This is a genomic window from Streptomyces qaidamensis (genome assembly GCF_001611795.1).
GTDB lineage: Bacteria > Actinomycetota > Actinomycetes > Streptomycetales > Streptomycetaceae > Streptomyces > Streptomyces qaidamensis.
On record NZ_CP015098.1, the window covers coordinates 2,090,951 to 2,117,385 of the forward strand.

26 protein-coding genes are annotated in these 26,435 nt (G+C 71.3%); 15 read left to right on the forward strand and 11 right to left on the reverse strand.

From position 1 onward, the window contains the following. Positions 1 to 978 precede the first annotated feature (978 nt). Positions 979 to 2,205, forward strand: coding sequence for a phosphoserine phosphatase SerB (gene serB / locus A4E84_RS09120; protein ID WP_062926052.1), 1,227 nt, complete (start codon positions 979 to 981; stop codon positions 2,203 to 2,205). A gap of 95 nt (positions 2,206 to 2,300) precedes the next feature. Here the strand turns inward: serB and A4E84_RS09125 are convergent, their stop codons facing one another. The 4 genes from A4E84_RS09125 to A4E84_RS09135 all read right to left on the reverse strand — a co-directional run bounded on the left by A4E84_RS09125 (position 2,301) and on the right by A4E84_RS09135 (position 4,789). Beyond that, complete coding sequence (locus tag A4E84_RS09125) at positions 2,301 to 2,819, reverse strand: SixA phosphatase family protein (RefSeq protein ID WP_062926053.1); 519 nt, start codon at positions 2,817 to 2,819, stop codon at positions 2,301 to 2,303. A 65-nt stretch (positions 2,820 to 2,884) separates the two neighbouring features. After that, entirely contained in the window at positions 2,885 to 3,091 is a 207-nt protein-coding gene (locus tag A4E84_RS09130) for a hypothetical protein (protein WP_062931376.1), read from the reverse strand. Between the two features lie 164 nt (positions 3,092 to 3,255). Then, positions 3,256 to 3,372, reverse strand: coding sequence for an SGM_5486 family transporter-associated protein (locus A4E84_RS45145; protein ID WP_104779641.1), 117 nt, complete (start codon positions 3,370 to 3,372; stop codon positions 3,256 to 3,258). 67 nt (positions 3,373 to 3,439) lie between these two features. Next, entirely contained in the window at positions 3,440 to 4,789 is a 1,350-nt protein-coding gene (locus A4E84_RS09135; protein WP_062926054.1) for a CynX/NimT family MFS transporter, read from the reverse strand. Between the two features lie 70 nt (positions 4,790 to 4,859). Between A4E84_RS09135 and A4E84_RS09140 the strand changes: the two genes are divergently transcribed. Next, positions 4,860 to 5,552, forward strand: coding sequence for a FadR/GntR family transcriptional regulator (locus A4E84_RS09140; RefSeq protein ID WP_062926055.1), 693 nt, complete (start codon positions 4,860 to 4,862; stop codon positions 5,550 to 5,552). 15 nt (positions 5,553 to 5,567) lie between these two features. Here A4E84_RS09140 and A4E84_RS09145 read toward each other — a convergent pair whose 3' ends face one another. The 3 genes from A4E84_RS09145 to fabG form a co-directional block, all read right to left on the reverse strand. Then, the gene (locus A4E84_RS09145; protein WP_062926056.1) at positions 5,568 to 5,918 is read right to left on the reverse strand and encodes a hypothetical protein; all 351 of its coding nucleotides are present in this window, start codon (positions 5,916 to 5,918) and stop codon (positions 5,568 to 5,570) included. Between the two features lie 161 nt (positions 5,919 to 6,079). Further along, positions 6,080 to 6,847 (reverse strand): enoyl-ACP reductase FabI, encoded by a 768-nt coding sequence (gene fabI / locus A4E84_RS09150; RefSeq protein WP_062926057.1) that lies wholly within the window; start codon positions 6,845 to 6,847, stop codon positions 6,080 to 6,082. 5 nt (positions 6,848 to 6,852) lie between these two features. Then, positions 6,853 to 7,572, reverse strand: a complete 720-nt coding sequence (gene fabG, locus A4E84_RS09155; protein WP_062926058.1) for a 3-oxoacyl-[acyl-carrier-protein] reductase — start codon at positions 7,570 to 7,572, stop codon at positions 6,853 to 6,855. A 270-nt stretch (positions 7,573 to 7,842) separates the two neighbouring features. On the opposite strand from fabG, the gene A4E84_RS09160 reads away from it, so the two are divergent. Genes A4E84_RS09160 through tyrS form a run of 3 tightly spaced genes read left to right on the forward strand, consistent with a single transcriptional unit; the run spans position 7,843 to position 12,103 of the window. Continuing rightward, positions 7,843 to 9,399, forward strand: coding sequence for a TldD/PmbA family protein (locus A4E84_RS09160; RefSeq protein ID WP_062926059.1), 1,557 nt, complete (start codon positions 7,843 to 7,845; stop codon positions 9,397 to 9,399). Next, positions 9,396 to 10,790, forward strand: coding sequence for a metallopeptidase TldD-related protein (locus A4E84_RS09165; RefSeq protein ID WP_062926060.1), 1,395 nt, complete (start codon positions 9,396 to 9,398; stop codon positions 10,788 to 10,790). The genes A4E84_RS09160 and A4E84_RS09165 overlap by 4 nt, the downstream gene beginning before the upstream one ends. A gap of 44 nt (positions 10,791 to 10,834) precedes the next feature. Next, complete coding sequence (tyrS, locus tag A4E84_RS09170; RefSeq protein WP_062926061.1) at positions 10,835 to 12,103, forward strand: tyrosine--tRNA ligase; 1,269 nt, start codon at positions 10,835 to 10,837, stop codon at positions 12,101 to 12,103. A 77-nt stretch (positions 12,104 to 12,180) separates the two neighbouring features. On the opposite strand, the gene A4E84_RS09175 is transcribed toward tyrS, so the two are convergent. Beyond that, positions 12,181 to 12,456 (reverse strand): GlsB/YeaQ/YmgE family stress response membrane protein, encoded by a 276-nt coding sequence (locus tag A4E84_RS09175; protein ID WP_062926062.1) that lies wholly within the window; start codon positions 12,454 to 12,456, stop codon positions 12,181 to 12,183. Between the two features lie 245 nt (positions 12,457 to 12,701). Between A4E84_RS09175 and A4E84_RS09180 the strand changes: the two genes are divergently transcribed. After that, positions 12,702 to 13,097 carry a DUF3099 domain-containing protein gene (locus A4E84_RS09180; RefSeq protein ID WP_062926063.1) on the forward strand — a complete coding sequence of 132 codons (396 nt, stop codon included), beginning with the start codon at positions 12,702 to 12,704 and terminating at the stop codon, positions 13,095 to 13,097. Positions 13,098 to 13,313: 216 nt separating this feature from the next. Further along, positions 13,314 to 13,526, forward strand: a complete 213-nt coding sequence (locus tag A4E84_RS09185; protein ID WP_062926064.1) for a hypothetical protein — start codon at positions 13,314 to 13,316, stop codon at positions 13,524 to 13,526. Positions 13,527 to 13,529: 3 nt separating this feature from the next. On the opposite strand, the gene moaA is transcribed toward A4E84_RS09185, so the two are convergent. The 3 genes from moaA to A4E84_RS09200 form a co-directional block, all read right to left on the reverse strand. Next, positions 13,530 to 14,519, reverse strand: a complete 990-nt coding sequence (gene moaA / locus A4E84_RS09190) for a GTP 3',8-cyclase MoaA (RefSeq protein WP_062926065.1) — start codon at positions 14,517 to 14,519, stop codon at positions 13,530 to 13,532. Positions 14,520 to 14,691: 172 nt separating this feature from the next. Beyond that, positions 14,692 to 16,317 (reverse strand): solute symporter family protein, encoded by a 1,626-nt coding sequence (locus tag A4E84_RS09195; protein WP_062926066.1) that lies wholly within the window; start codon positions 16,315 to 16,317, stop codon positions 14,692 to 14,694. Continuing rightward, entirely contained in the window at positions 16,314 to 16,670 is a 357-nt protein-coding gene (locus tag A4E84_RS09200; RefSeq protein WP_062926067.1) for a DUF485 domain-containing protein, read from the reverse strand. Before A4E84_RS09200 ends, A4E84_RS09195 begins: the two co-directional genes overlap by 4 nt. A 254-nt stretch (positions 16,671 to 16,924) precedes the next feature. Between A4E84_RS09200 and A4E84_RS09205 the strand changes: the two genes are divergently transcribed. The 8 genes from A4E84_RS09205 (at position 16,925) to A4E84_RS09240 (ending at position 26,416) form a co-directional block, all read left to right on the forward strand. Beyond that, the gene (locus tag A4E84_RS09205) at positions 16,925 to 18,520 is read left to right on the forward strand and encodes a S8 family serine peptidase (RefSeq protein WP_237304886.1); all 1,596 of its coding nucleotides are present in this window, start codon (positions 16,925 to 16,927) and stop codon (positions 18,518 to 18,520) included. Further along, complete coding sequence (locus A4E84_RS09210; RefSeq protein ID WP_062926068.1) at positions 18,517 to 20,052, forward strand: S8 family peptidase; 1,536 nt, start codon at positions 18,517 to 18,519, stop codon at positions 20,050 to 20,052. Before A4E84_RS09205 ends, A4E84_RS09210 begins: the two co-directional genes overlap by 4 nt. 268 nt (positions 20,053 to 20,320) lie before the next feature. After that, complete coding sequence (locus A4E84_RS09215; protein ID WP_062926069.1) at positions 20,321 to 21,328, forward strand: CopD family protein; 1,008 nt, start codon at positions 20,321 to 20,323, stop codon at positions 21,326 to 21,328. A gap of 187 nt (positions 21,329 to 21,515) precedes the next feature. Continuing rightward, a complete protein-coding gene (locus A4E84_RS09220; RefSeq protein ID WP_062926070.1) occupies positions 21,516 to 22,514 on the forward strand; it encodes a DEDDh family exonuclease in 999 nt (332 codons plus the stop codon). Between the two features lie 98 nt (positions 22,515 to 22,612). Then, positions 22,613 to 22,846 carry a hypothetical protein gene (locus A4E84_RS09225; RefSeq protein WP_078615365.1) on the forward strand — a complete coding sequence of 78 codons (234 nt, stop codon included), beginning with the start codon at positions 22,613 to 22,615 and terminating at the stop codon, positions 22,844 to 22,846. Between the two features lie 49 nt (positions 22,847 to 22,895). Beyond that, the gene (locus A4E84_RS09230; RefSeq protein ID WP_335340826.1) at positions 22,896 to 23,693 is read left to right on the forward strand and encodes an SURF1 family cytochrome oxidase biogenesis protein; all 798 of its coding nucleotides are present in this window, start codon (positions 22,896 to 22,898) and stop codon (positions 23,691 to 23,693) included. 177 nt (positions 23,694 to 23,870) lie between these two features. Then, positions 23,871 to 25,655, forward strand: coding sequence for a glycoside hydrolase family 15 protein (locus A4E84_RS09235; protein ID WP_062926072.1), 1,785 nt, complete (start codon positions 23,871 to 23,873; stop codon positions 25,653 to 25,655). 5 nt (positions 25,656 to 25,660) lie between these two features. Then, positions 25,661 to 26,416 (forward strand): SDR family oxidoreductase, encoded by a 756-nt coding sequence (locus tag A4E84_RS09240; protein WP_062926073.1) that lies wholly within the window; start codon positions 25,661 to 25,663, stop codon positions 26,414 to 26,416. Positions 26,417 to 26,435: the final 19 nt, after the last annotated feature.

Sequence of the window (26,435 nt, forward strand, 5' to 3'; positions counted from 1 at the left end):
ACCGGCCGACCCGGGAACGACCCCGGTACCGGGCCACCCCAGACCTGGGGTGGCCCAGGGCCCACGGAACACAACCCGAACGCCAGGCAGACGCCGCCGGGCACCGGCACCGGCCGACCAGGGAACGACCCCGGTGCAGGGCAACCCCAGACCTGGGGTGGCCGAACCGAGGCCGGACCCGGCCCGGTACCGCACGACGCAAGCGCCGGGCAGGCGTGGCCGGGCGTCGGCGCAGGGCGGCCTGAGGGCACCGCCGGTACCGGGCATCAGCCCCGGGGTGGCGTAGGGCCCGCGGGACACCACCAAGGCCCTGGGCCCGCCTGGCCCGGGGCAGGCGCAAGGCGACCTGAGGACGAGGACGAGGACGACGCAGACGCCGGTCCCGGCCCGCAGCAGCGGAACGACGCGGGCGCCGGCACGGGGCGGCCTGAGGACGACGCCCGTGGCGGGCAACCGGGAGTCCGCGGTGGGGAGCATGGCCAGGAAGCCGGGCCCTACGCCCCGGGTACGCCGTACCGGCCGCCGAACCCGGGCACCAATCCGTACCTCCGGGTGCCGGACGAGCTGCGAGAGCCGCAGGACGCACGGCCTCCGGAGGCGGAGCCGTACTCCGATGCCGCACCCGGGAGCGATGACGACATTCCGGCGGACGACGGGCCCCCCGCCTCCGGTGACGTCTACGGCGCCCCCACCGTCGTACGGCCGGTCGGGCCGCCCCCACGTGGCCCCCGGCAGTCGCCCGGGCCGAGGAACGGGAACGGGCCGCCCCCTCCCCCTCCGCCTCCCCCACCACCGCGGCAACCCCGCGGCGGGAGGTGACCGGCGAGGGAGCCGGACGCCGTACCGATACCCGTACCCGTACCCGTACCCGTACCCGTACGTAAGGTTCACGCCGCGCACGCGACATGCAGTGTTCGCTGTCCGCCAGACGGACCTCAGGGGCGGTATGCCCCGCCCGCCGGATACGGTGGAACCACCATGAGCGCTTCGCAGACCTCGTCTTCCGACGTCCCTGCCGACGTCCCCACCCTCCTTGTGAAGATCTTCGGCAAGGACAGGCCGGGCATCACCGCCGGTCTCTTCGACACCCTCGCCGCCTACTCCGTCGACGTCGTCGACATCGAGCAGGTCGTCACCCGCGGCCGGATGGTGCTCTGCGCGCTCGTGACCGAGCCGCCTCCCGGACTGGAGGGCGATCTGCGGTCGACCGTCCACAGCTGGGCCGAGTCGATGAAGATGCAGGCGGAGATCATCTCCGGCCTGGGCGACAACCGCCCGCGCGGGCTGGGCCGGTCCCTGGTCACCGTGCTCGGGCACCCGCTCACCGCCGAGGCCACGGCCGCGATCGCCGCGCGGATCACGAAGACCGGCGGCAACATCGACCGTATCTTCCGGCTCGCCAAGTACCCCGTGACCGCCGTCGAGTTCGCCGTGTCGGGCGTGGAGACCGAACCGCTGCGCACCGCCCTGGTGACGGACGCGGCGAGGCTCGGTATCGACGTGGCGGTCGTCGCCGCCGGTCTGTACCGGCGCGCCCAGCGCCTGGTCGTCATGGACGTCGACTCGACGCTGATCCAGGACGAGGTCATCGAGCTGTTCGCCGCCCACGCCGGCTGCGAGGACAAGGTCGCCGAGGTGACGGCGGCCGCGATGCGCGGGGAGCTGGACTTCGAGCAGTCCCTGCACGCGCGCGTGGCGCTGCTGGAAGGGCTGGACGCCTCGGTCGTGGACAAGGTGCGCAGCGAGGTGCGGCTGACGCCGGGCGCCCGCACCCTGATCCGCACGCTGAAGCGGCTGGGCTACCAAGTCGGCGTCGTCTCGGGCGGATTCACCCAGGTCACCGACGATCTGAAGGAGCGGCTCGGGCTGGACTTCGCCCACGCCAACACCCTGGAGATCGTCGACGGGAAGCTCACGGGCCGGGTGACGGGCGAGATCGTCGACCGCGCGGGCAAGGCGCGGCTGTTGCGCCGGTTCGCCGCGGAGGCGGGTGTGCCGCTGTCGCAGACGGTGGCGATCGGTGACGGAGCCAACGATCTGGACATGCTGAACGCGGCCGGTCTCGGTGGCGCCTTCAACGCCAAGCCGGTGGTGCGCGAGGCCGCGCACGCCGCGGTGAACTTCCCCTTCCTGGACACGGTGCTGTATCTGCTGGGTGTCACGCGGGAAGAGGTCGAGGCGGCGGACATCCTCGACATCGGCTGACCGATACGACAGCGGCCGACCCGACACGGCATCGGCCGACCAGACCAGAAGGGGCCCGACGCGTACGGCGCCGGGCCCCTGTCACACGGCGATCGTCACTCGGCGGGCGCCCAGTAGTCCCGCAGCGTGGCCACGCCCGGCTCCAGGCCCTTCCACGTGCTGCCGAACGACAGCACGGCGAAGGCGGCCGCCGGGAAACCGCGGCGGGTCATCCGCTCGCGGGCGTCGTCCTCGCCGGAGCCCGCCAGGACGTCCGCGAGGCCCTGGATGCCGGGGTTGTGCCCGATCATGAGGACGTTCTGCGCGTCGTCGGGGGTCTCGTTGAGCAGGGCGATCAGCTCGCCGGGCGAGGCCTCGTAGATCCGCTCCTCATAGACGGTTTTCGGCCGCTGCGGGAACTCCTGGACGGCGAGCTTCCAGGTCTCCCGGGTCCGGACCGCGGTGGAGCACAGGGCCAGGTCGAAGGCGATGCCGGTGTCGGTCAGCCTGCGCCCGGCCTCCGCCGCGTCCATGCGGCCCCGGTCGGCGAGCGGACGCTCGTGATCCGCGACCTGTGGCCAGTCGGCTTTCGCATGGCGGAAGAGGACAATCCTGCGGGGTTCTGCGACGCTCATGAGATCCAGCTTCGCATGAAACACGCCATAGGGCGCAGGGAGTTGACCACCGGCTTCGGCCGTGATCAACGGGCGATCAGCTGGTGCACACGCTCGAAGAGGTGGGTGATCGCCGGGTCGCCGGTGGCCGCGTGGGCGTCGGACGGGTTCAGGATCAGGGCGAGCAGCGCGGTGAAGGCGAGCACGGGCAGGGCGAGAGCCCACCAGGGCAGCCGGCCGGCGGCACCGGCCCGGGTCGCCGGGTGGGGCCGGGTGTGCGTAGGGGCCGACATGGTGCCTCCGCTCTCCGAGTGGTCGGTGACCGTCTCGCGGTCACACACTCGAAGCTACGGAATCCGCGGCTGCCGCCCCATCCGGTGATCCACCCACTTGACCCTGACCCTCACCCCCTAGGGGACAGGGGGGCTAGCCCCACCCCGGGCCGCGTGGGCACCGGTCATGGCGAGGCGAGGGTCGCGATCACGGCGATGACGATGAAGATCGCGAAGAAGGCGCCGAACACGAGCAGCATCTTCTTCTGACCGTGCTGGGGATTCGGGTCGAGCACTGGCATGAGCCAAGTGTCCCACCCCCCGCGGCCGCCCGGCGCCCCGGGGTTGCTCCCGGCCCCCGGGCGTTGCTCAGCGGGCCGCCTCGTCCTCCACCGTGCGGTCGCGCCCGGCCAGGAAGCCGACGACCATCTGCGGGACCATCAGGGCGCTCATCAGCGCGATCGGGAGGCCCCAGCCGCCGCTGTGCTGATAGAGGACGCCCACCAGGAGCGGTCCGGGGATGGAGATCAGGTAGCCGGTGCTCTGCGCGAACGCCGACAGTTGGGCCACGCCCGGGCCGGTCCTGGCCCGCATGCCGACCATGGTCAGGGCGAGCGGGAAGGCACAGTTGGCGACGCCGAGCAGCACGGCCCAGGCCCAGGCGCCGGCGGCGGGCGCGAGGTACAGCCCGGAGTAGCCGGCGAGGCCGCAGACGCCCAGGGCGAGCACGATCGGGCCCTGGTGGGGCAGCCGGGTGGCCAGGCGGGGTATGACGAAGGCCAGGGGCACGCCCATCACCATGGTGACCGCCAGGAGCAGCCCCGCGGTGCCTGCGGGCACACCGGCGTCCCGGAAGATCTGCGCCATCCAGCCCATGGTGATGTAGGCGGCGGTGGCCTGGAGGCCGAAGAAGACGGCGAGGGCCCAGGCGGTACGGCTGCGGGCCATGCGCAGCCGGGGTGCCTCCCCGCGCGCGTGCTCCGCGGAGACGGAAGCAGACGCCGGGCCCCGCGTCTGCGTCGACCCGGCGGCCTCCTCCCCCGCCCCGGGCGGTGTGACGCGTCCCCGGACGAAGGGCAGCCACGGCAGGACGGCCGCCACGGCGAGCCCCGACCACAGGGCGAGGCCCGTCTGCCAGCTGCCCCCGAGGGTGTCGGTCAGGGGGACGGTGACCGCGGCAGCGAGGGCCGTGCCGAGCGCGAGGGCCATCGAGTACAGGCCGGTCATGGAACCCACGCGGTCGGGGAACCAGTGCTTGACGATGACCGGCATCAGGACGTTGCTGACGGCGACGCCCATCAGGGCCAGGGCGCTGCCGGCCAGGAACCCGGCCGTCCCGCCGGCGTAGGGACGCACGAGCAGGCCGGTGGCGATCGCCGCCATGCCGGCGCACACCACGGCGCCCGCCCCGAAGCGGCGGGCCAGCCGCGGTGCCATGACGCCGAAGACGGCGAAGCACAGCGGCGGCACGGAGGTGAGCAGCCCGGCGACGCTGCCGCTCATGCCGAGCCCGTCGCGGACCTCCTCCAGGAGGGCGCCGAGGCTGGTGATGGCGGGGCGGAGGTTGAGCGCGGACAGCACGATGCCGAGGACGAGCAGCCGCATCGTCCACGCGCGCGTAGAGGCGCCGCCCGGTTTCCCGGCGTCGTGCGCGGCCGGGCTCCGTACGGTCGGGGGCGTCATCGTCCGGGTTTCCTCACTGACCATGAGGCCCATCATAGAATCATGGGATGATTGACTGTCCACTCCTCCGCTGCCCTGCGGCACCCCGGTCGTGCGAAGGTGAGTCATGCCCCTGAGCCATCCCCGCCGTTCGGCGCTCTCCGAGCAGGTCATCGCCGCCCTGCGGGCCCAGATCACCTCGGGCGAGTGGCCGGTCGGCTCGCGCATCCCGACCGAGCCGGAACTGGTCGAGCAGCTGGGCGTCGCCCGCAACACCGTCCGTGAGGCCGTCCGCGCCCTGTCGCACAACGGCCTGCTGGACATCCGCCAGGGCTCCGGCACGTACGTCGTGGCGACGAGCGAGCTGGCCGGCGTGATGCAGCGGCGGTTCGCCGAGGCCGACCCGCGGCACATCGCCGAGCTGCGCTCCACGCTGGAGTCGGCCGCCGCCCGGCTGGCCGCCGAGCGGCGCACGGAGAAGGACCTCAAGCAGCTCGACGCGCTGCTGCTGCGGCGTGAGGAGGCCTGGGAGTCGGGTGACAAGGAGGCGTTCGTGACCGCGGACGCGACGTTCCACCTGGCCGTGGTGTCCGCCTCTCACAACGACGTGATGACGGCCATGTACGCGGACCTGGGCGAGGTGCTGCGGGACTGGCTGCGCGAGGACGTCGGCGAGAAGCTGACGCCGGAGACGTACATGGACCACGGGCGGCTGCTGGCGGCCATCCGCGCGGGCGAGGCGGAGACGGCCGCGGCGGAGGCAGCCCGCTACCCGTTCCTGTGCCGGCTGGGCGGGATCAGCTCTCCCGCCGCTCACTGATGCCGCCCGGCAAGATCAGCTCCCCCGCCGGTGACTGATCCACACGTCGCCGACCTCTTTCCAGCACCGCCCCGTCAGCCGCACGGTCTGCGCGGGCCCGGCCTCGACCGGTGAGCTGTCGGTGTCGATGTCCCACCAGCGGGCGCACTCGACGTGCAGGCTCACCCGGTCGGTCTCCGGGTAGGGGTTGTGGCAGTACGCGGTCACCTTGGAGCCGGTCACGCGGATCCGGCACGCGGCGCCGAAGGGATCGGCGGACTCACGCTCGTCGGCGGGCACGCGCGCGTGGGGCACCGCCTCGTACGCCAGGGTCAGCACGAGCGCGACGGCGAGGGACGCTGAGGCCGTTCGGCGGGACAAGCGCACAAGGGGACCTCCTCGGCCGTGCTGGGGAGGGGCTCGGGTGGTGAACGCGTACTCCAGAGTGCCCAGTTGTCGGCCTCCCCCGCCCGGCCGGCTGAGCCGAACGGGTGACGCCCCGCTCCCCGCGCGCTGCGGGGAACGGGGCGTCGAGGACGTACGGGAGATCAGGCTCCGATGGCGTGCAGACCGCCGTCGACATGGATGATCTCGCCCGTGGTCTTGGGGAACCAGTCGCTCAGCAGGGCGACGACGCCGCGGCCGGCCGGCTCGGGGTCCTTCAGGTCCCACTCCAGCGGGGAGCGGTCGTCCCACACGGACGCCAGCTCGCCGAAGCCCGGGATGGACTTGGCGGCCATGGAGCCGAGCGGACCGGCCGAGACCAGGTTGCAGCGGATGTTCTGCTTGCCCAGGTCACGGGCCATGTAGCGGCTGGTGGCCTCCAGGGCGGCCTTGGCCGGGCCCATCCAGTCGTACTGCGGCCAGGCGAACTGCGCGTCGAAGGTCAGGCCGACGACGGAGCCGCCGTTCTGCATGAGCGGCAGGCAGGCCATGGTGAGCGACTTCAGGGAGTACGCCGAGACGTGCATGGCTGTGGCGACCGACTCGAACGGCGTGTTGAGGAAGTTGCCGCCGAGGGCGTCCTGCGGGGCGAAGCCGATGGAGTGGACGACCCCGTCGAGGCCGCCGAGCTCCTCGCCGACGATGTCGGCGAGCCGGCCGAGGTGCTCGTCGTTCGTCACGTCGAGCTCGATGACCTTGGTGGGCTTGGGCAGCTTCTTGGCGATGCGCTCGGTCAGCGTCGGCCGCGGGAACGCCGTGAGGATGATCTCGGCGCCCTGCTCCTGGGCCAGCTTGGCGGTGTGGAAGGCGATGGAGGACTCCGTCAGCACACCGGTGATCAGGACGCGCTTGCCCTCGAGAATTCCGCTCATGGTGATCAGTGACCCATTCCCAGTCCGCCGTCAACGGGGATGACGGCTCCAGTGATGTACGAGGCGTCGTCCGAGGCGAGGAACCGCACCGTCGCGGCGATCTCCTCCGGCTGCGCGTACCGGCCGAGCGGAACCTGCTTCACGATGTTCTCGCGCTGCTCGTCGGTGAGCGCCTTGGTCATGTCGGTGTCGACGAAGCCGGGCGCGACGACGTTGAAGGTGAGGTTGCGCGAGCCCAGCTCACGGGCGAGGGAACGCGCGAAGCCGACCAGCGCGGCCTTGGAGGCGGCGTAGTTCGCCTGGCCGGGACCGCCGTACAGCCCGACGACCGACGAGATGAGCACCACGCGGCCCTTCTTGGCGCGCAGCATGCCGCGGTTGGCGCGCTTGACCACGCGGAAGGTGCCGGTGAGGTTGGTGTCGATGACCGAGGTGAAGTCCTCCTCGGACATGCGCATCAGGAGCTGGTCCTTGGTGATGCCGGCGTTGGCGACGAGGATCTCGACGGGCCCGTGGGCCTCCTCGATCTCCTTGTAGGCCTGCTCCACCTGCTCGGTGTCGGTGATGTCGCACTTGACGGCCAGGCAGCCCAATTCCGTCAGGGCGGCCGGCGGCTCACCCGAGCGGTACGTGATGGCGACCTTGTCGCCGGCATCGGCGAAAGCGCGGGCGATGGCGAGGCCGATGCCCCGGTTGCCTCCGGTGACGAGAACCGAGCGGCTCAACGGATCACCCTTTCGATAGCGGTCTGATACCCGCCCCGGCGCCTGGACGACAGGCGGTGATGACAGGCGGCTTCCTCGAAAACCTATCGGTCCGGGCACGCCCGCGGACAATCGGGCACCCACAGTGGCGTACGGGACTCACTGTCGGGTCCCTACAGAAACCCGCCGGTCCGGCTCCGGAAACTCATGGCCCGCGCGCGGGATGGACGACATGATCGGAGCAGTCACGACGTACGGCAACCACGGTCACCTCGACAGAAAGAGACGGCGGTGCCTCATACCATCGACGAGGCCTTCACGGCCCTCCCCCTACGCCCCCTCGCCGACGCGGCCCTCGCACGCGCGCGTGCGCTCGGCGCCGAGCACGCGGACTTCCGGTTCGAGCGGGTGCGGGGCGCCTCCTGGCGGTTCCGGGACGCCAAGCCCGCCGGGTCGTCGGACACCACCGATCTCGGATACGCGGTGCGGGTGGTGCACGGCGGTACGTGGGGCTTCGCGTCCGGCGTCGACCTCACCCTGGACGCCGCCGCCCGGGTCGCCGGGCAGGCGGTGGCGATGGCCAAGCTGTCCGCCCAGGTGATCAAGGCGGCCGGCTCGGACGTGGGGGCACCTCCCACGCCTTTCGGGCAGTGGGGGAGGGTGGAGCTGGCCGACGAGCCGGTGCACGCCGAGAAGACGTGGATCTCGTCGTACGAGATCGATCCGTTCAGCGTGCCCGACGAGGAGAAGGCCGGGCTGATCGCGGAGTGGAGCGCGCAGCTGCTGGCGGCTCACGGGGTCGACCACGTCGACGCCTCGCTGCTCACCGTCCACGAGAACAAGTTCTACGCGGACACCGCCGGGACGGTGACCACGCAGCAGCGGGTGCGGCTGCACCCCGTGTTCAACGCGGTGGCGGTGGACGAGTCGAGCGGCGAGTTCGACTCGATGCGCACGCTCGCGCCGCCCGTGGGACGCGGCTGGGAGTACCTGCGGGGCACCGGCTGGGACTGGGAGGGCGAGCTGGAACGGATCCCGGAGCTGCTCGCCGAGAAGATGCGCGCCCCCAGCGTCGAGGCGGGCCTGTACGACCTGGTCGTCGACCCGTCCAACCTGTGGCTGACCATCCACGAGTCCATCGGGCACGCCACCGAGCTCGACCGGGCGCTCGGCTACGAGGCCGCGTACGCCGGCACCTCCTTCGCCACGTTCGACCAGCTCGGCAAGTTGCGCTACGGCTCGGAGCTGATGAACGTCACCGGCGACCGCACCGCCGAGCACGGTCTGGCCACCATCGGCTACGACGACGAGGGCGTCGAGGGCCAGTCCTGGGACCTGGTCAAGGACGGCACCCTCGTCGGCTACCAGCTGGACCGGCGGATCGCGAAGCTGACCGGCTTCGAGCGGTCCAACGGCTGCGCCTACGCCGACTCCCCCGGGCACGTGCCGGTGCAGCGCATGGCCAACGTGTCGCTGCGGCCGGACCCGGCCGGGATGTCGACCGAGGATCTGATCGGGGGCGTGGAGCGCGGCATCTACGTGGTCGGCGACCGGTCCTGGTCGATCGACATGCAGCGGTACAACTTCCAGTTCACCGGTCAGCGCTTCTACCGCATCGAGAACGGGCGGCTGGCCGGGCAGCTGCGCGATGTCGCCTACCAGGCGACGACCACCGACTTCTGGGGCTCGATGTCCGCGGTGGGCGGGCCACAGACCTATGTGCTCGGCGGCGCCTTCAACTGCGGCAAGGCACAGCCCGGGCAGGTCGCGGCCGTCTCGCACGGCTGCCCGTCGGCCCTCTTCAAGGGCGTCAACATCCTCAACACGACCCAGGAGGCCGGTCGATGAGCGCGCGTTCCAGCAAGCCGCACGAGGTCGTCGAGCGCGCCCTCGAACTGTCCCGGGCGGACGGCTGTGTCGTCATCGCCGACGAGCGGTCCACCGCCAACCTGCGTTGGGCGGGCAACGCGCTCACCACGAACGGTGTCACCCGCGGGCGCACGCTCACCGTGGTCGCCACGGTCGACGGCAAGGAGGGCACCGCCTCCGGGGTCGTGTCGCGGTCCGCGGTGACCCCCGACGAGCTGGAGCCCCTGGTGCGGGCCGCGGAGGCCGCCGCGCGCGGCGCCGGGCCCGCCGAGGACGCGCAGCCGCTGGTCACGGGTGTGGAGCGGTCGCCGGAGTTCACCGAGGCGCCCGCCGAGACCTCGTCCGCCGTGTTCGCCGACTTCGCCCCGGCGCTCGGCGAGGCCTTCGCACGCGCGCGTGCGGGCGGCCGCGAGCTGTACGGCTTCGCCAACCACGAGACGGTGTCGTCGTACGTCGGCACCTCCACGGGGCTGCGGCTGCGCCACGACCAGCCGAACGGGACGCTGGAGCTGAACGCCAAGTCCCCCGACCGGACCCGGTCCGCGTGGGCCGGGCGCTCCACGCGGGACTTCAAGGACGTCGATCCGGCGGCCCTGGACGCGGAGCTGGCGGTGCGCCTGGGCTGGGCCGAGCGGCGCGTGGAGCTGTCGGCGGGGCGCTACGAGACGCTGCTGCCGCCGACGGCCGTGGCGGACCTGCTGATCTACCAGATGTGGTCGGCGTCGGGCCGGGACGCGGTAGAGGGCCGCACGGTGTTCTCCAAGCCGGGCGGCGGCACCCGGGTCGGCGAGAAGCTGACCGACCTGCCGCTGACCCTGCGCAGCGATCCGGACGAGCCGGGCCTGGAGTCGGCGCCCTTCGTGATCGCGCACTCCTCCGGGGGCGACCAGTCGGTGTTCGACAACGGGCTGCCGCTCACGGCCACCGAGTGGATGCGCGAGGGCGAGCTGCGGCATCTGACGACCAGCCGCCACAGCGCGGGCCTGACCGGGCTGCCCGTGTCGCCGGGCATCGACAACATCGTCCTGGACGGCGGCGAGGACCGTTGTCTGGAGGAGATGGTCGCGAACACCGGGCGCGGGCTGCTGCTGACCTGTCTGTGGTACATCCGGGAGGTGGACCCGGCCTCGCTGCTGCTCACCGGTCTGACCCGGGACGGCGTCTACCTGGTGGAGAACGGCGAGGTGACCGGCGAGGTGAACAACTTCCGGTTCAACGAGTCGCCGGTCGCAGTGCTCGGCCGGGCCACCGAGGCGGGGCGGACCGAGAAGACGCTGCCCAGGGAGTGGAGCGACTGGTTCACCAGGGCCGCGATGCCGGCCCTGCGGGTGCCGGATTTCAATATGAGCTCTGTCAGCCAGGGCGTATAACCTCGTACCTGATTTACGAGCCCATTCAAGGAGATGCGAGAACCGTGACGGACATCGTCGACGAGCTGAAGTGGCGCGGGCTGTTCGCCCTGTCCACTGACGAGGACGCTTTGCGCAAGGCGCTCGCGGACGGTCCCGTCACGTTCTATTGCGGCTTCGACCCGACGGCGCCGTCGCTGCACGTGGGACACCTGGTGCAGGTGCTCACCGTGCGCCGGCTCCAGCAGGCCGGTCACCGGCCGCTGGCGCTGGTCGGCGGGGCCACGGGCCTGATCGGCGACCCGCGCCCGACCGCGGAGCGCACGCTGAACGACCCGGAGACGGTCACCGGCTGGGTCGCGAAGCTGCGCGCCCAGATCGAGCCGTTCCTGGACTTCGAGGGCGAGAACGCGGCCGTCATGGTCAACAACCTCGACTGGACGGAGAACCTCTCCGCGATCGAGTTCCTCCGGGACATCGGCAAGCACTTCCGCGTCAACAAGATGCTGACGAAGGACTCCGTGGCCCGGCGCCTGGAGTCCTCCGAGGGCATCAGTTACACGGAGTTCAGCTACCAGCTGCTCCAGGGCATGGACTTCCTCCAGCTGTACCGGCGCTACGGCTGCACGCTGCAGCAGGGCGGCAGCGACCAGTGGGGCAACCTCACGGCGGGCCTGGACCTGATCCACCGCCTGGAGCCCGACGCGACCGCGCACGCGCTGGCGACGCCGCTGATGACCAAGGCGGACGGCACCAAGTTCGGCAAGACCGAGGGCGGCGCCGTCTGGCTCGACCCGGAGATGACGACGCCGTACGCGTTCTACCAGTTCTGGCTGAACGTGGACGACCGGGACATCTCCCGGTACATGCGCATCCTGTCCTTCCGTTCCCGCGAGGAGCTGGAGGAGCTGGAGCGGCAGACCGAGGAGCGTCCGCAGGCCCGGGCCGCGCAGCGCGCCCTGGCCGAGGAACTGACGACGCTGGTGCACGGCGCCGGTCAGACGGCCGCCGTGATCGCCGCGTCCAAGGCCCTCTTCGGGCAGGGCGAGCTGGCGGAGCTCGACGAGAGGACGCTGGCCGCGGCCCTCTCGGAGGTGCCGCACGTCCAGGTCGCCGAGCTCGGCCCGGCCGTGGACCTGTTCGCCGAGGTCGGCCTGGTGGCCAGCAAGTCGGCCGCGCGCCGCACGGTCAAGGAGGGCGGCGCCTACGTGAACAACGTCAAGGTCGCCGGCGAGGACGCCGTCCCCGCCAAGGAGGACCTACTGCACGGCCGCTGGCTGGTGCTGCGCCGGGGCAAGAAGAACCTGGCGGCGGTCGAGGTCACGGGCGTCTGAGAGCGGCGTTCGTACAGCGAGCAGAGGAAGGGGGCGGTCTCCGGTGCCGGAGACCGCCCCCTTCGCCGTGCGCCCCGTTATGCCCTGCGTTTGTCTCCCCTGACCGCCGTCCAGGCCCGGTCGCCGAGACCGACGAGGATGACCGCCATCACCAGCTGGAAGACGTGCCGCCACCAGTCGATCCCTGATGTGGCGTCGATACCGGCCGCCCGGGCGATGGCGTTGCCGGCGATGGCGCCGATCATGCCCAGGATGACGGTCAGCCACAGGGGAACGTGTTGTTTGCCCGGAATGATCGCCTTGGCGATCAGGCCGAGTACCAGTCCTACGATGATCGCCCACAACCAGCCCATCGCTGCCTCCCTCGTGCGGCTCGACGTGAGCACTACGGCCAGTCTCGGCCCAGGTGCCGTACGCCGCATGCCGGGACGGGCCGTACGTGCTCCGGCGCAGGCCGCTCGTCCGGTCGGTGCGCCACCCGGTCTCGTGACCGGGGCGGCCGCGGCGTAACGTGGGAACTGTCCCGGCCAGGCCCCCCGGCCGGCCGAGGGCGGCTACGGGGCGGGGAGAGACCGATACGGGCGGATGGTGGAATGCGATGCGGAAGCAGCATGGCGGCGGCAACGTCCAGGTTTTCCGGATCACCGGCGCCCGGACCGGGCTCCAGGAGGACGTGCGCGGGCGGCAGCGCCGGTACGTGATCTCGATGACGGTCCGCACGATCTCGGTGATCCTCGCGGCCACGTTGTGGAACGTCGAACGGCACGTGGCCATCGTGGCGTTGGTGCTCGGGCTGGTGCTGCCGTACGTCGCCGTGGTGATCGCGAACGCAGGGCGCGAGAACGCGCCGTCTCTGCCGTCGACGTTCGTGGCGCCGCCGGTGCGTCCGATGATCTCGCCGCCGGCTCCGGGTGACGGGCCGGCGGAATCCGGTGCGGAAGACGCCGTGTCCGAGCCGGTGCCGGGTGGGCGGGGCGAGACGCCCGAGCGGTAGGGACACCGGGGGGAGATCACCGGTGATCCCGGAGGGAAGTCATCTTCCCGCCAAGCTCAAGAAAAGCTCAGATCAATCATGTTGTTCCAGTGCCGGGCCCGGGGTGATGCGTGACATACTTCGTACGCGCTCCGCATCCCCCGTCGGAGCGACGGACCGACGCCGGGCAGCTCCCCCCGTGGCTGCTCGGCGTCGCCTTTTCTGTGAGACGAAGCTGTGAGTGACGAGACGCCCATCTGTTCCGCGAAGGGCTGCCGGACCGAGGCCGTGTGGGTCCTGGCGTGGAACAACCCGAAGATCCATACGCCGGAGCGGCGCAAGACGTGGCTGGCCTGTGAGGAGCACCGCGAGCACTTGTCGCAGTTCCTCGGCGTGCGGGGGTTCCTGAAGGACGTGGTCCTGCTCAAGGAGTGGGAAGAGACCCGCTAGGCGTCAGCCGCCGATCGCCGACATCGGCCGGTCGGGCTGCACGAACGTCGGGTCGTCCAGGCCCGCTCCCGCCTTCTTGCCCCACATCGCCAGGCGCCAGATACGGGCGATCTCCTCGTCGGGGGCGCCGGAGCGCAGGGCGGCGCGCAGGTCGGTCTCCTCCCGGGCGAACAGGCAGGTGCGGACCTGACCGTCGGCGGTCAGGCGGGTGCGGTCGCAGGCCGAGCAGAACGGGCGGGTGACGGAGGCGATGACGCCGACCACATGCGGGCCGCCGTCCACCAGCCAGCGCTCCGCCGGGGCCGAGCCGCGCTTCTCCTCGCCCTCGGCCGTCAGCTCGAAGCGCGTGCGCAGGGAGGCCAGGATGTCCCCCGCGGTGATCATGCCGTCGCGCTTCCAGCCGTGCTGGGCGTCCAGCGGCATCTGCTCGATGAAGCGCAGCTCGTAGTCGTGCTCCACGGCCCAGGCCAGGAGGTCCGGGGCCTCGTCGTCGTTGAGGCCCGGCATCAGGACCGAGTTGACCTTGACCGGGGTCAGGCCCGCGTCACGGGCGGCGTACAGGCCCTCGATGACGTCCTTGTGGCGGTCGCGGCGGGTGAGGGTCTTGAAGACCTCCGGGCGCAGGGTGTCCAGGGAGACGTTGACCCGGTCCAGGCCCGCTGTCTTCAGGGCCGCCGCCGTGCGCTTGAGGCCGATGCCGTTGGTCGTCAGCGACATCTGGGGGCGCGGGTCAAGAGCGGCGACGCGCTCGACGATGCCGACGAGGCCCGGGCGGAGCAGCGGCTCGCCGCCGGTGAAGCGCACTTCCTCGATGCCGAGGGAGGTGACCGCGATGTCGATCAGGCGGACGATCTCGTCGTCCGTGAGCAGGTCCGGCTTGGCCAGCCACTGCAGGCCCTCCTCGGGCATGCAGTACGTACAGCGCAGATTGCACCGGTCGGTCAGTGAGACCCTCAGGTCGGTGGCCACCCGGCCGTAGGTGTCGATGAGCACGTGGGCCCCCTCCCTCGTCGCGGATCGTGCGTACGGCACTGCTTTCTCCGACACCCGCGAGCCTACGCGACCCCACCGACAACGCCACAGGCCCGATCCCACCACGCGGGACGCGGCCGTGCCGCAGGGACCTGGAGGTTCCTACGACTCGGCCGCGCGGGAGGGGTCGGGATCAGTGGGCTCCGGTGCCGGTCAGGGACCGGACCTCCAGCTCCGCGTACTTCTTGGCGTCGGGCTCCTCCTTGGACAGGACCGTGCCGAGCCAGCCCATGAGGAAGCCGAACGGGATGGAGATGATGCCCGGGTTCTTCAGCGGGAACCAGGCGAAGTCGACCTCGGGGAACATCGCCTTGGGGTCGCCGGAGACGACGGGCGAGAACAACACCAGGCCGACGGCGACGATCAGACCCCCGTAGATCGACCACAGGGCGCCCTGCGTGGTGAAGCGCTTCCAGAACAGGCTGTAGAGGATCGTCGGGAGGTTGGCGGAGGCGGCGACCGCGAAGGCGAGGGCGACCAGGCCGGCCACGTTCAGGTCGCGGGCGAGGGCTCCGAGGCCGATGGAGACGACACCGATGAAGACGGTCGCCCAGCGGGCCGCGCGCACTTCCTCGGCGCCGGATGCCTTCCCCTTGCGGATGACGTTGGCGTAGATGTCGTGCGCGAAGGAGGACGAGGAGGCGAGGGTGAGGCCGGCCACCACGGCGAGGATGGTCGCGAAGGCCACCGCCGAGATCGTGGCGAGCAGGATCGCGCCCCAGGTCGAGTCGACACCACCCAGGTGCAGGGCGAGCAGGGGTGCCGCCGTGTTGCCGGACGGGTTGGACGCGATGATCTCGTCCTGGGAGATCAGCGCGGCGGCGCCGAAGCCGAGGGCGATGGTCATCAGGTAGAAGCCGCCGATGATGCCGATCGCCCAGTTCACGGACTTACGGGCGGCCTTGGCGTCGGGCACGGTGTAGAAGCGGATCAGGATGTGCGGCAGGCCGGCGGTGCCGAGGACCAGGGCGATGCCGAGGGAGATGAAGTCCAGCTTGGAGGTGCCGGTCGCGCCGTACTGCAGGCCGGGCTCCAGGAAGGCGGCGCCCTTGCCGCTGTTCTCGGCGGCCTGGCCGAGCAGGTCGGAGATGTTGAAGTTGAACTTCAGCAGCACCAGGAAGGTGATCAGGATGGTGCCGCCGATGAGCAGCACGGCCTTGACCATCTGCACCCAGGTGGTGCCCTTCATGCCGCCGATGGAGACGTAGACGATCATCAGGATGCCGACGAGGGCGACGATGAGGATCTTGCCGGCGTCGGTGGTGATGCCGAGCAGCAGCGAGACGAGGACGCCCGCTCCGGCCATCTGGGCCAGCAGGTAGAAGATCGACACCACGATCGTGGAGGTGCCGGCGGCGGTGCGGACCGGGCGCTGGCGCATGCGGTACGCGAGGACGTCGCCCATGGTGTAGCGGCCGGAGTTGCGCAGTGGTTCGGCCACCAGGAGCAGGGCGACGAGCCAGGCGACCAGGAAGCCGATGGAGTAGAGGAAGCCGTCGTATCCGAAGAGGGCGATGGCGCCCGCGATGCCGAGGAACGACGCGGCGGACATGTAGTCGCCGGAGACGGCGAGTCCGTTCTGGAAGGCGCTGAACTGGCGGCCTCCGGCGTAGAAGTCGGCCGCGTCCTTGGTCTGGCGGCCCGCCCAGATGGTGATGCCGAGGGTCGCGACGACGAACAGCGCGAACAGGGTGATGATCAGCGGGCGGTGCTCGCTGGCCTCGTTCGCGGCGAGGAAGGTCTGCTGTACGGGGCTCATGCGCCGCTCTCCATCCGGGTCTTGATGGCCTCGGCCTTGGGGTCGAGCTTCGCGGCGGCGTGCCGCGAGTACCACCAGGCGATGAGGAACGTGGTGACGAACTGTGCGACGCCGAGGATGAAGGCGACGTTGATGTTGCCGAAGAGCTTGGTGCCCATGAAGCCGCCCGCGTAGTTCGAGAGCAGGACGTACAGCAGGTACCAGGCGATGAAGCCGACGGTCAGCGGGAAGGCGAAGGAGCGGTAGGAGCGGCGCAGTTCACCGAACTCCGCGCTCTCGTGCACCTCCGCGAACTCCTCGGGTGAGGGGAGCTTGTGTTGCTCTTTCGAGGGGGGCGGTGCGTCGGTGGCCACGGAGTCTCCTCGCAATGACGGAAGCGATTGGGAACGGGGGCGGAGGCGAGAGACCTCGCGCTCCTTGTTCAACGTCACGGCGGCACGCGGGAACCGGTTCAAACACCCGGCGTTCTTTCCGAAGTCGTTTCGGCAAAGCGTTGCTGGCCAGCGAGAGGCCGGGATAGCTTCACCCTGCACCACCACGTCATGTACCTGCCCGAGCACCACCTGTGCCTCGGGCCGGTTTCGTTTCCGGAGGATGTGGAGACCCCATGTCTCACTTGCGTTCCAGACGCCGGCTGGCTCTCGCCGTGCCCGTCGTGCTGTCCCTGACGGCCTCTCTCGGCTTCCTGCCGGCCGCCGCGTCGGCGGCCCCGCAGGCGGCGCCGGCCACGCGGACGGCGGACGCGCCGAAGCTGGCGTACGTCGTCAACACCAAGGTGGACCGCCACACGATCGCCTCGGTGAAGAAGGCGATCGCGCAGGCCGGCGGCTCGGTCGTGGCCACGTACCAGCGGATCGGCGTGATCGTCGTCCACTCCTCGAATCCCGACTTCGCCACGTCGATCCGCAAGGCCCGCGGGGTGCAGTCCGCGGGTGCGACCCGGACGGCGCCGCTGACGGCCGCGGGGACGAAGGAGGAGGGCGCGGTCGAGTACCTGACGGCCGCCCAGGCCAAGCGCACCGAGGCCGCCTCGGCGAAGACGCCCGAGAGTGAGCCCCTTGAGGCGGATCAGTGGGACCTGCGCGCGATCGGCGCCGACAAGGCCGCCCAGATCAACCCGGGCAGCCGCAAGGTGACCGTCGCCGTGATCGACACGGGTGTGGACGACACCCACCCCGACATCGCCCCGAACTTCTCCGCGTCGCAGTCCGCCAACTGCGCCGGCGGCAAGCCCGACACCAGCGAGGGCGCCTGGCGGCCGTACACCCCCGAGGACTACCACGGCACGCATGTCGCGGGTGAGATAGCCGCCGCCCGCAACGGCATAGGCGTCGCGGGCGTCGCTCCCGGTGTGAAGGTGTCCAGCATCAACGTGACCGACCGGGCGAACGGCCTCTTCTACCCGGAGAGCGTCGTCTGCGCGTTCGTGTTCGCCGCCGACCACGGCGTCGAGATCACGAACAACAGCTACTACGTCGACCCGTGGCTCTACAACTGCATGGACGACCCGGACCAGCGCGCCGTCGTCACCGCGGTCAACAGGGCGCAGCTGTACGCCCAGAAGAAGGGCACGCTGAACGTCGCCGCGGCCGGCAACTCCAACCACGACCTGGACGCGGACGCGATCGTCGACGACTCCAGCCCGAACGACACCACGCCCGCCGAGCGCACGATCGACCCGCACGAGTGCCTCGACATACCGACCCAGCTGCCGGGTGTCGTCACGGTGAGCTCCACGGGCGTCGACAACGTGAAGTCGTACTTCTCGACGTACGGCAAGGGCGTCGTCGACGTCGCCGCGCCGGGTGGTGACCGCCGCTACCAGATCCCGGACACACCCTCGAAGGACGGCCGCATCCTGTCCACCATGCCGAACGGCGCGTGGGGCTTCCTGCAGGGCACCTCGATGGCCTCGCCGCACGCCTCCGGCGTCGCCGCGCTGCTGAAGTCCAAGCACCCCTGGGCGTCCCCGGCCCAGCTCCAGGCGCTGCTGAAGGCGCAGGCCGACGAGACCGCCTGCCCCGCCTCCTACGACCAGGACGGTGACGGCACGCAGGACGCGGTCTGCGAGGGCGGCGAGCGCCTCAACGGCTTCTACGGCCACGGCATCGTCAACGCGCTGCGCGCGGTCAAGTGGCCCGGCCCGCCACCGAGACCCTCCGCAAGATCAGCACGTACCGTGAACGAACTGGAGACACCATGACTGCGCCGTACGCGCGCTACCGTCGCGCCGTCGCGATCCCGGCCGGGATGGCCATGGCCACGGCCCTCGCGTTCCTGCCGAACACCATGGCCACGGCCGCCGAGGACGCCCCGGCCCCCGCGTCGGCCCGGGCCGACGCGACCCCGCTCAGCTACGTCGTCAACGTCAAGCCGGGGCACCGTACTTCGGCGTACGTGAAGAAGGCCGTCGCCAAGGCCGGCGGTGTGGTCGTGACGTCGTACGACCAGATCGGCGTCATCGTCGTCCACTCCTCGAACGCCGACTTCGCCAAGACCATCCGCAAGGTGCGCGGCGTGCAGTCGGCGGGCGCCACCCGCACCGCGCCGCTGCCCTCGGCGTCGACGGCGTCGACGGGGGACCTGGGCGCGCCCAAGGTGCTGAGCGCGGCCGAGGTCGCGAAGGCCGAAGCGCCCGCCGGGCAGGACCCGTTGCAGCCTCAGCAGTGGGACCTGCCGGCCATCAAGGCGGACAAGGCGCACGAGAAGACGCTGGGCAGCAAGAAGGTCACGGTCGCCGTGATCGACACCGGTGTCGACGACACACACCCCGACATCGCGCCCAACTTCGACCGCAAGGCGTCGGTCAACTGTGTGTCGGGCAAGCCGGACACGGCCGACGGGGCCTGGCGGCCGAGCGCCGCGGAGAGCCCGCACGGCACGCACGTCGCCGGTGAGATCGCCGCCGCGAAGAACGGCGTCGGCATGACGGGTGTCGCGCCCGGGGTGAAGGTCTCCGGCATCAAGGTGTCCAACCCGGACGGCTTCTTCTACACGGAGGCCGTGGTCTGCGGCTTCGTGTGGGCGGCGGAGCACGGGGTCGACGTGACGAACAACAGCTATTACACGGACCCCTGGTACTTCAACTGCAAGAACGACCCGGACCAGAAGGCGCTCGTGGACGCCGTCACGCGGGCCGCGAAGTACGCGGAGAGGAAGGGCGCGGTCAACGTCGCCGCGGCCGGCAACGAGAACTACGACCTCGCCTCCGACGAGATCACCGACCCGTCGTCCCCGAACGACACCACGCCGGGCGACCGGGTCGTCGACCCCTCGAAGTGCCTCGACATCCCGACCCAGCTGCCGGGGGTCGTCACGGTCGCCTCGACGGGCGCGAAGGGCATCAAGTCGTCGTTCTCCAACTACGGTCTGGGCGTCGCGGACATAGCCGCCCCGGGCGGTGACTCGACCGCCTACCAGAAGCCGGAGGCGCCGGCCACGAGCGGCCTCATCCTGGGCACGCTGCCGGGCGGCAAGTGGGGCTACATGGCTGGTACGTCGATGGCGTCCCCGCACGTCGCGGGTGTCGCCGCCCTCATCAAGTCGACGCACCCGTACGCCTCCCCGGCGCTGGTGAAGGCGTTGCTGTACGCGGAGGCGGACGCCACGCCGTGCACGGACCCCTACGACATCAACGCCGACGGCAAGATCGACGCGGTGTGCGAGGGCTCCAAGAACCGCAACGGCTTCTACGGCTGGGGCATCGCGGACGCGCTGGACGCGGTGACCAAGTAGAGCTCGTGTGAAGGCGGAACGGGCCGGGCGGGGGTACCTGCCCGGCCCGTTCCGTGTCTGCGACAAGGGGCGCGTGGACAGAGTGGTGGCTGGGCGAACGGCCCGGGCATCGGCCCCGGCCGGGCCGAAGACGCCGAGGCCGCCCGCGGAACTGCGGCCGACGGACCGGCACAGGGAGGTGCGGCCGTGGTGGCCCGCCGCTTCCCGGGTCGGTCGAGGGTGGTCGGCTGACTTGCCCGGCCGTGTGGAGGTTGGTGAAGATCCTGGGGTGACTCTGACAAGACCCACGCCCGGGGGGCCCGATCCGCAGGGGCCGGTGCCGCGTGCCGGTGCGGGGCGGGCCGTCGCCGTTCTGATGCTGGTGGCCCTGGCCGCGCTGATCCCGCTGCTCGGCCCGTCCGCCGCGCTGCACGGCACCGGGGAGGCCGAAGCGCCCGGCACCGGCGGCATAGCCCTGCTGCGTACGGTGCTCTTCGCGGCGCTGTGCATACCCGTCGGCGAGCTGTTCGTGAACCGGCTGGCGCGTTCGCTGCCCGGCGGGCAGGGGCATCCGGCGCCCCGCAGCTGGGCCCCCTTCGCGGCCGCCGCCGGTTTCGCCGCCGCCCTGGGGCTCGCCTCGGTCGTGGCCACCGGCAATCTCGTGCCGGACCATGTGGCGGACATCGACGCCGGCGGGCTCTACGCGTCCCGGGACGGCAAGCTCGCCCTGCTGGAGGTCAACGCGTTCCTCGTGGCGGGACTGTGCGCCATGTCGCGCCGGCCGGTCACGCAGGTGTGGCCGCTGGCCGCCGTGGTCGTCGCCGAGGCCCTGCGCGCACACCCCACGACCGAGCACGGCCCGCTGACCGGCTCCGCGCTGACGCTCGTCCATCTGACGTGCGCGGCCCTGTGGGCGGGCGGCCTGCTGCACGCCCTGCGCACCCTCCGGCTGTGGCCCCGCACGGCGGGCGCGGCCCTGCTGGGTCTCTACGCGCGCGTGGCGCTCGTACTGCTCGCCGCCATCACCGCGACGGGCGTGTGCAGTTCACTGCGGCGGATGCCGCCGGAGACGATCCTGGAGCAGCTGACGGGAACGGCGTACGGGCGCGCACTGCTCGCCAAGGTGCTTCTCGTGGCGGTCGTCGCCACCCTCGCCGTGTGGGCCCGGCGGCGGCTGCGGCGGGCGGCCGACCCGCTGACCGCCTGTGCGCCGGCCCGGGCGGAGGTGGCCGTCCTGGGTCTGGCGGTCGCGGCGTCCGGACTGCTGACGGCGCTTCCGGTGCCCATCCGCTGGTGACAGCAGCGACCCCGGCGCGCTTCTCTCCGCCCGCGGCGTCGGATCCGTGGCGATCGACTGAGGATCGATCAGACGTACGCCCCGCGAACGGACAGACCGGACAACCCGCCTGAGGGGCCATCGGAAGGGCCCGGCGGGCGCACCTGGCGGACGGCGGTGTCAGTCACGGCCCGTATCCTCAGGGACCATGCTGGAAGACCTGACGACCGCAGTGTTCTCTGCCACGCCGTGGCCGGCCGCGTATCCCAAGGGGTACGCGGTCGTTGACGTGGAGACCACGGGCCTGGCCCGGGACGACCGCATCATCTCCGCGGCGGTCTACCGGCTGGACGAGCGCGGCGAGGTCGAGGACCACTGGTACACGACGGTCAACCCCGAGCGCGACCCGGGTCCCGTGTGGATCCACGGACTGACGAGCGAGGCGCTCGAAGGGGCGCCCCTCTTCCCGGAGATCGCCGAGGAGTTCACCGCCCGGCTGGCGGGGCGCGTGCTCGTCGCGCACAACGCCGTCTTCGACTGGCAGATGATCGCCCGGGAGTACGCACGCGCCGAGCGCGAGGCACCGGTGAAGCAGCGGCTGTGCACCATCGCGCTGTCCAAGGAGCTCGGACTGCCGCTGCCCAACCACAAGCTGGAGTCCCTCGCCGCGCACTTCGGTGTCGTCCAGCAGCGGGCGCACCACGCGCTGGACGACGCGCGCGTGCTGGCGGAGGCGTTCCGGCCGAGCCTGCGGGCCGCGGCGGCCAACAACGTACGGCTGCCGCTGCACGAGTGCCGGCCGCTGACCGAATGGACGGACCGCCCCGCCACGCCGCGCATCGGGCAGCAGGCGGGCCCCGGGGGCTACGGCTACCGGCCGAGCACGTGGCGCCCGTCCCGCAAGCGCCCTGCCTGCCCCTACCCCAACCCCGGGCGGTACGAGGCGGGCGGGCGGCTCAAGCAGGGAATGCGGGTCGCCTTCTCCGGTGACACCTCCACCGAGCGGGACCTGCTGGAGGACCGCGCGACCGAGGCCGGGCTGCATGTGGCCACGAGCCTGTCCCGGCTGACCAGCCTGCTCGTCACGAACGACCCGGACTCGGGCACGTCGAAGGCCGTCAAGGCCCGGCAGTTCGGTACGCCCGTCGTCGACGAGGCGGCGTTCGGACAACTCCTCGCGGATGTGGAGCCGGCGTCGGAGGGGTGAGCGTACGTCGGAGGAGTGACCGTACGGACGGGTGATTGCCGGGCGACTCGCCCGGCACCCGCTCGCCCACGCGGGTACGACGGCTCACCCTGTGGCGCATGGCGACCTGTGAGGTATGTGGCAATCAGTACGGAATGACCTTCGAGGTGCACGCGCAGGGCGCGGTGCACGTCTTCGACTGCTTCTCCTGCGCGATCCACCGCATGGCCCCCATCTGCGAGCACTGCCGGGTGCAGATCATCGGCCAGGGCGTCGAGGTCGAGGGCCACTGGTATTGCGGCGCCCACTGCGCCCGCGCGGAGGGAAAGGCAGGAATTGTCGACAAGGTGTGAATCCGCACCCGCCTCAATGCACCCCACGACCGAGTTGTACGGTCGTGGGGTGTACCGCTTCCTGATGTCCCGGCAGTGGGTGATCCTCACGTTGATCGCCCTGCTTCTCATCCCCACGATGATCAGGCTGGGCATCTGGCAGATGCACCGCTACGACGAGCGCACCGCCCGGAACCAGCTGGTCACCGACGCGCTGGCCGCCGAGCCGGTGCCCGTGGAGAAGCTGACGGCGCCCGGGCACACCGTGACCAGCACCGAGCGGTACCGGACCGTGACGGCGAAGGGCCGCTTCGACACGGAGGACGAGGTCGTCGTCCGGCGCCGCACCAACTCCGACGACGAGGTCGGCTACCACGTGCTGACCCCCTTCGTCCTGGACGACGGCAAGGTGCTGCTGGTCAACCGGGGGTGGGTCCCCTCCGCCGGCCCGAGCCAGACCGCGTTCCCGAAGGTCCCCGCACCGCCGGGCGGCGAGGTCACCGTCGAGGGGCGGCTGATGCCCGACGAGACGACCGCGGCGAGCGGCATCAAGAACCTCCAGGGCCTGCCGGACCGGCAGATCATGCTGATCAACAGCGAGCAGCAGGCCCGTCGCCTGGACGCGACGGTGCTCGGCGGCTACATCGCCCAGACGGCACCCGAGCCCAAGGGCGACATCCCCGAGCTGCTGGGCGACCCCGGCAAGGAGGACGCCGCGCTGAACTACGCGTACGCCGTCCAGTGGTGGCTGTTCTCCGCGGCCGTCCCGGTCGGCTGGGTGGTCCTGGCCCGCCGCGAGGCCCGGGAGCGGGCCCAGAAGGCGGCCGAGCGACCCGACGCGACGCAGTCCGAGCCGGCAGCGGTGTAGCGCAACCGGTGCGCGCAGGCGGTACCTGAACCGGGCCGGGGGCACGGGGCGCGGCCCACGCGGGCAGCGCGGCCCACGCGCGGGGGGCGCGTCGCAGCCCGCCCCCTGTGTTCAGGACACATCACTCCCCCGGCCCCGCCCTGATTGCCACGCCGAGTTGCCGGGAACCCGCACTCCGTGCACCCCAGTATCGAGGACTACGCGCTCATCGGCGACGAGCAGACCGCGGCCCTGGTCGGTACGGACGGATCCGTCGACTGGTTGTGTCTGCCGCGCTTCGACTCGGCCGCCTGCTTCGCCAGACTGCTCGGTGACGAGGACAACGGGTACTGGCGCATCGCCCCCGTGGGGGCGGAGCGCTGCACCCGGCGTGCCTACCGCCGCGACACCCTCGTCCTTGACACCGAATGGGAGACCGGGCAAGGGGCGGTCCGGGTCACCGACCTGATGCCCCAGCGCGACCGCGCCCCCGACCTCGTGCGCATCGTCGAGGGCCTCGACGGAGAGGTGACGCTGCACAGCGTCCTGAAGCTGCGCTTCGACTACGGCTCGATCACCCCCTGGGTGCGCCGGGCCGACGGCCACCGCGTCGCCGTGGCCGGCCCGGACTCGACCTGGCTGCGCAGCGAGCCGGAGGTGAGCAGCTGGGGCGAGGACTTCGGCACGCACGCGGAGTTCACCGTCAAGAAGGGCGAGAAGGTCGCGTTCGTCCTGACCTGGCACCCCTCCCACGAGCCGCGCCCACCACTCGTCGACCCGTACGACGCACTGCGCCACAGTGTGGAGGACTGGCGGGCCTGGGTGTCGCACTGCCGCTACGACGGCCCGCACCGGGACGCCGTCGTCCGCTCCCTGATCACCCTCAAGGCGCTCACCTACGCCCCGACGGGCGGCATCGTCGCCGCCCCCACCACCTCGCTGCCCGAGGAGCCGGGCGGGGTGCGCAACTGGGACTACCGCTTCTGCTGGCTTCGCGACTCCACCCTCACCCTGAACGCGCTGCTCGCGGCGGGCTACCAGGAGGAAGCGGAGGCCTGGCGGAACTGGCTGCTGCGCGCGGTCGCGGGCGACCCGGCGGACCTGCAGATCATGTACGGCGTGGCGGGCGAGCGGAGGCTGCCCGAGTTCGAGCTGCCGTGGCTCTCCGGCTTCGCCCGGTCCGCGCCCGTACGCGTCGGCAACGACGCCGTGAAGCAGCTCCAGCTGGACGTCTACGGCGAGGTCATGGACTCCCTGTGCCTCGCCCGCGAGTCGGGCCTGTCCGCCCAGCCCGACGTGTGGGCGCTGCAGACGGCCCTGATGGACTTCCTGCGGACCAACTGGCGGCAGCCGGACGAGGGGCTGTGGGAGGTGCGCGGCGGGCAGCGCCAGTTCGTGCACTCGAAGGTGATGGTGTGGGTGGCCGCCGACCGTGCCGTCCGCACCCTGGAGCGTCACCCGGAGCTGGACGGCGACCTGGACGGCTGGCGCGAGCTGCGCGACGAGGTGCACCAGGAGGTGTGCGAGAAGGGCTACGACCCGGAACGCAACACCTTCACGCAGTCCTACGGCTCACGCGAACTGGACGCGGCCCTGCTGCTCATCCCGCGCGTCGGGTTCCTGCCGCCGGACGATCCGCGGGTGATCGGCACGATCGACGCGGTCCGCAAGGAACTGACGCACGGCGGCTTCCTGCTCCGCTACAGCACGGACGACGGTGAGGTCGACGGGCTGCCCGGCGGCGAGGGCGTGTTCCTGGTGTGCTCGTTCTGGCTCGCGGACGCCCTGTACATGACGGGGCGCACGAAGGAGGCCCGCGAGATGTTCGAGCGGCTGGCGGGGCTCGCCAACGACGTCGGGCTGCTCTCCGAGGAGTTCGACCCGGTGACCCGCCGGCACCTCGGCAACTTCCCGCAGGCGTTCAGCCACATCGGGCTGGTGAACACCGCCCTCGCCCTGTTCGGTGCGGACCGGGCAGGATAGGGACCATGGATCTTGGACTGAAGGACAGGGTGTACGTCGTCACCGGAGCCACGCGCGGCCTCGGCAACGCCACCGCGCGTCAGCTCGTCGCGGACGGGGCGAAGGTGGTCGTCTCGGGGCGGGACGAGAAGAGCGTCGCCGAAGCGGCGGCCGAGCTGGGACCGAACGCGGTCGGGGTGGCCGTCGACAACGCGGACCCGGAGGCGGCGGCCCGGCTGATCGGCACCGCGCGGGAGCACTTCGGCCGTTTCAACGGTGTCCTCATCAGCGTGGGCGGGCCGCCTGCCGGGTTCGTCGCGGACAACACGGACGAGCAGTGGCAGACGGCGTTCGAGTCGGTGTTCCTCGGTGCCGTCCGGCTGGCTCGCGCCGCGGCCGCCGAGATGGAGGCCGGGGGCGTCATCGGGTTCGTGCTGTCCGGGTCGGTGTACGAGCCGATTCCGGGGCTGACCATTTCGAACGGGCTGCGGCCCGGGCTGGCGGGGTTCGCCAAGTCGCTCTCCGACGAGCTGGGGCCGCGGGGCATCAGGGTGGTCGGTGTCCTGCCGGGGCGGATCGACACGGACCGGGTACGGCAGCTGGACGCGCTGTCGGCGGATCCCGAGGCGACCCGGGTGGCGTCGGAGTCGCGGATTCCGCTGCGGCGGTACGGGACTCCGGAGGAGTTCGGGCGGGTGGCGGCGTTCCTGATGTCGCCGGCGGCCTCCTATCTGACCGGTGTCATGGTGCCGGTCGACGGTGGCGCGCGGCACGGGTTCTGAGGGGTCGCATGCGACCCCT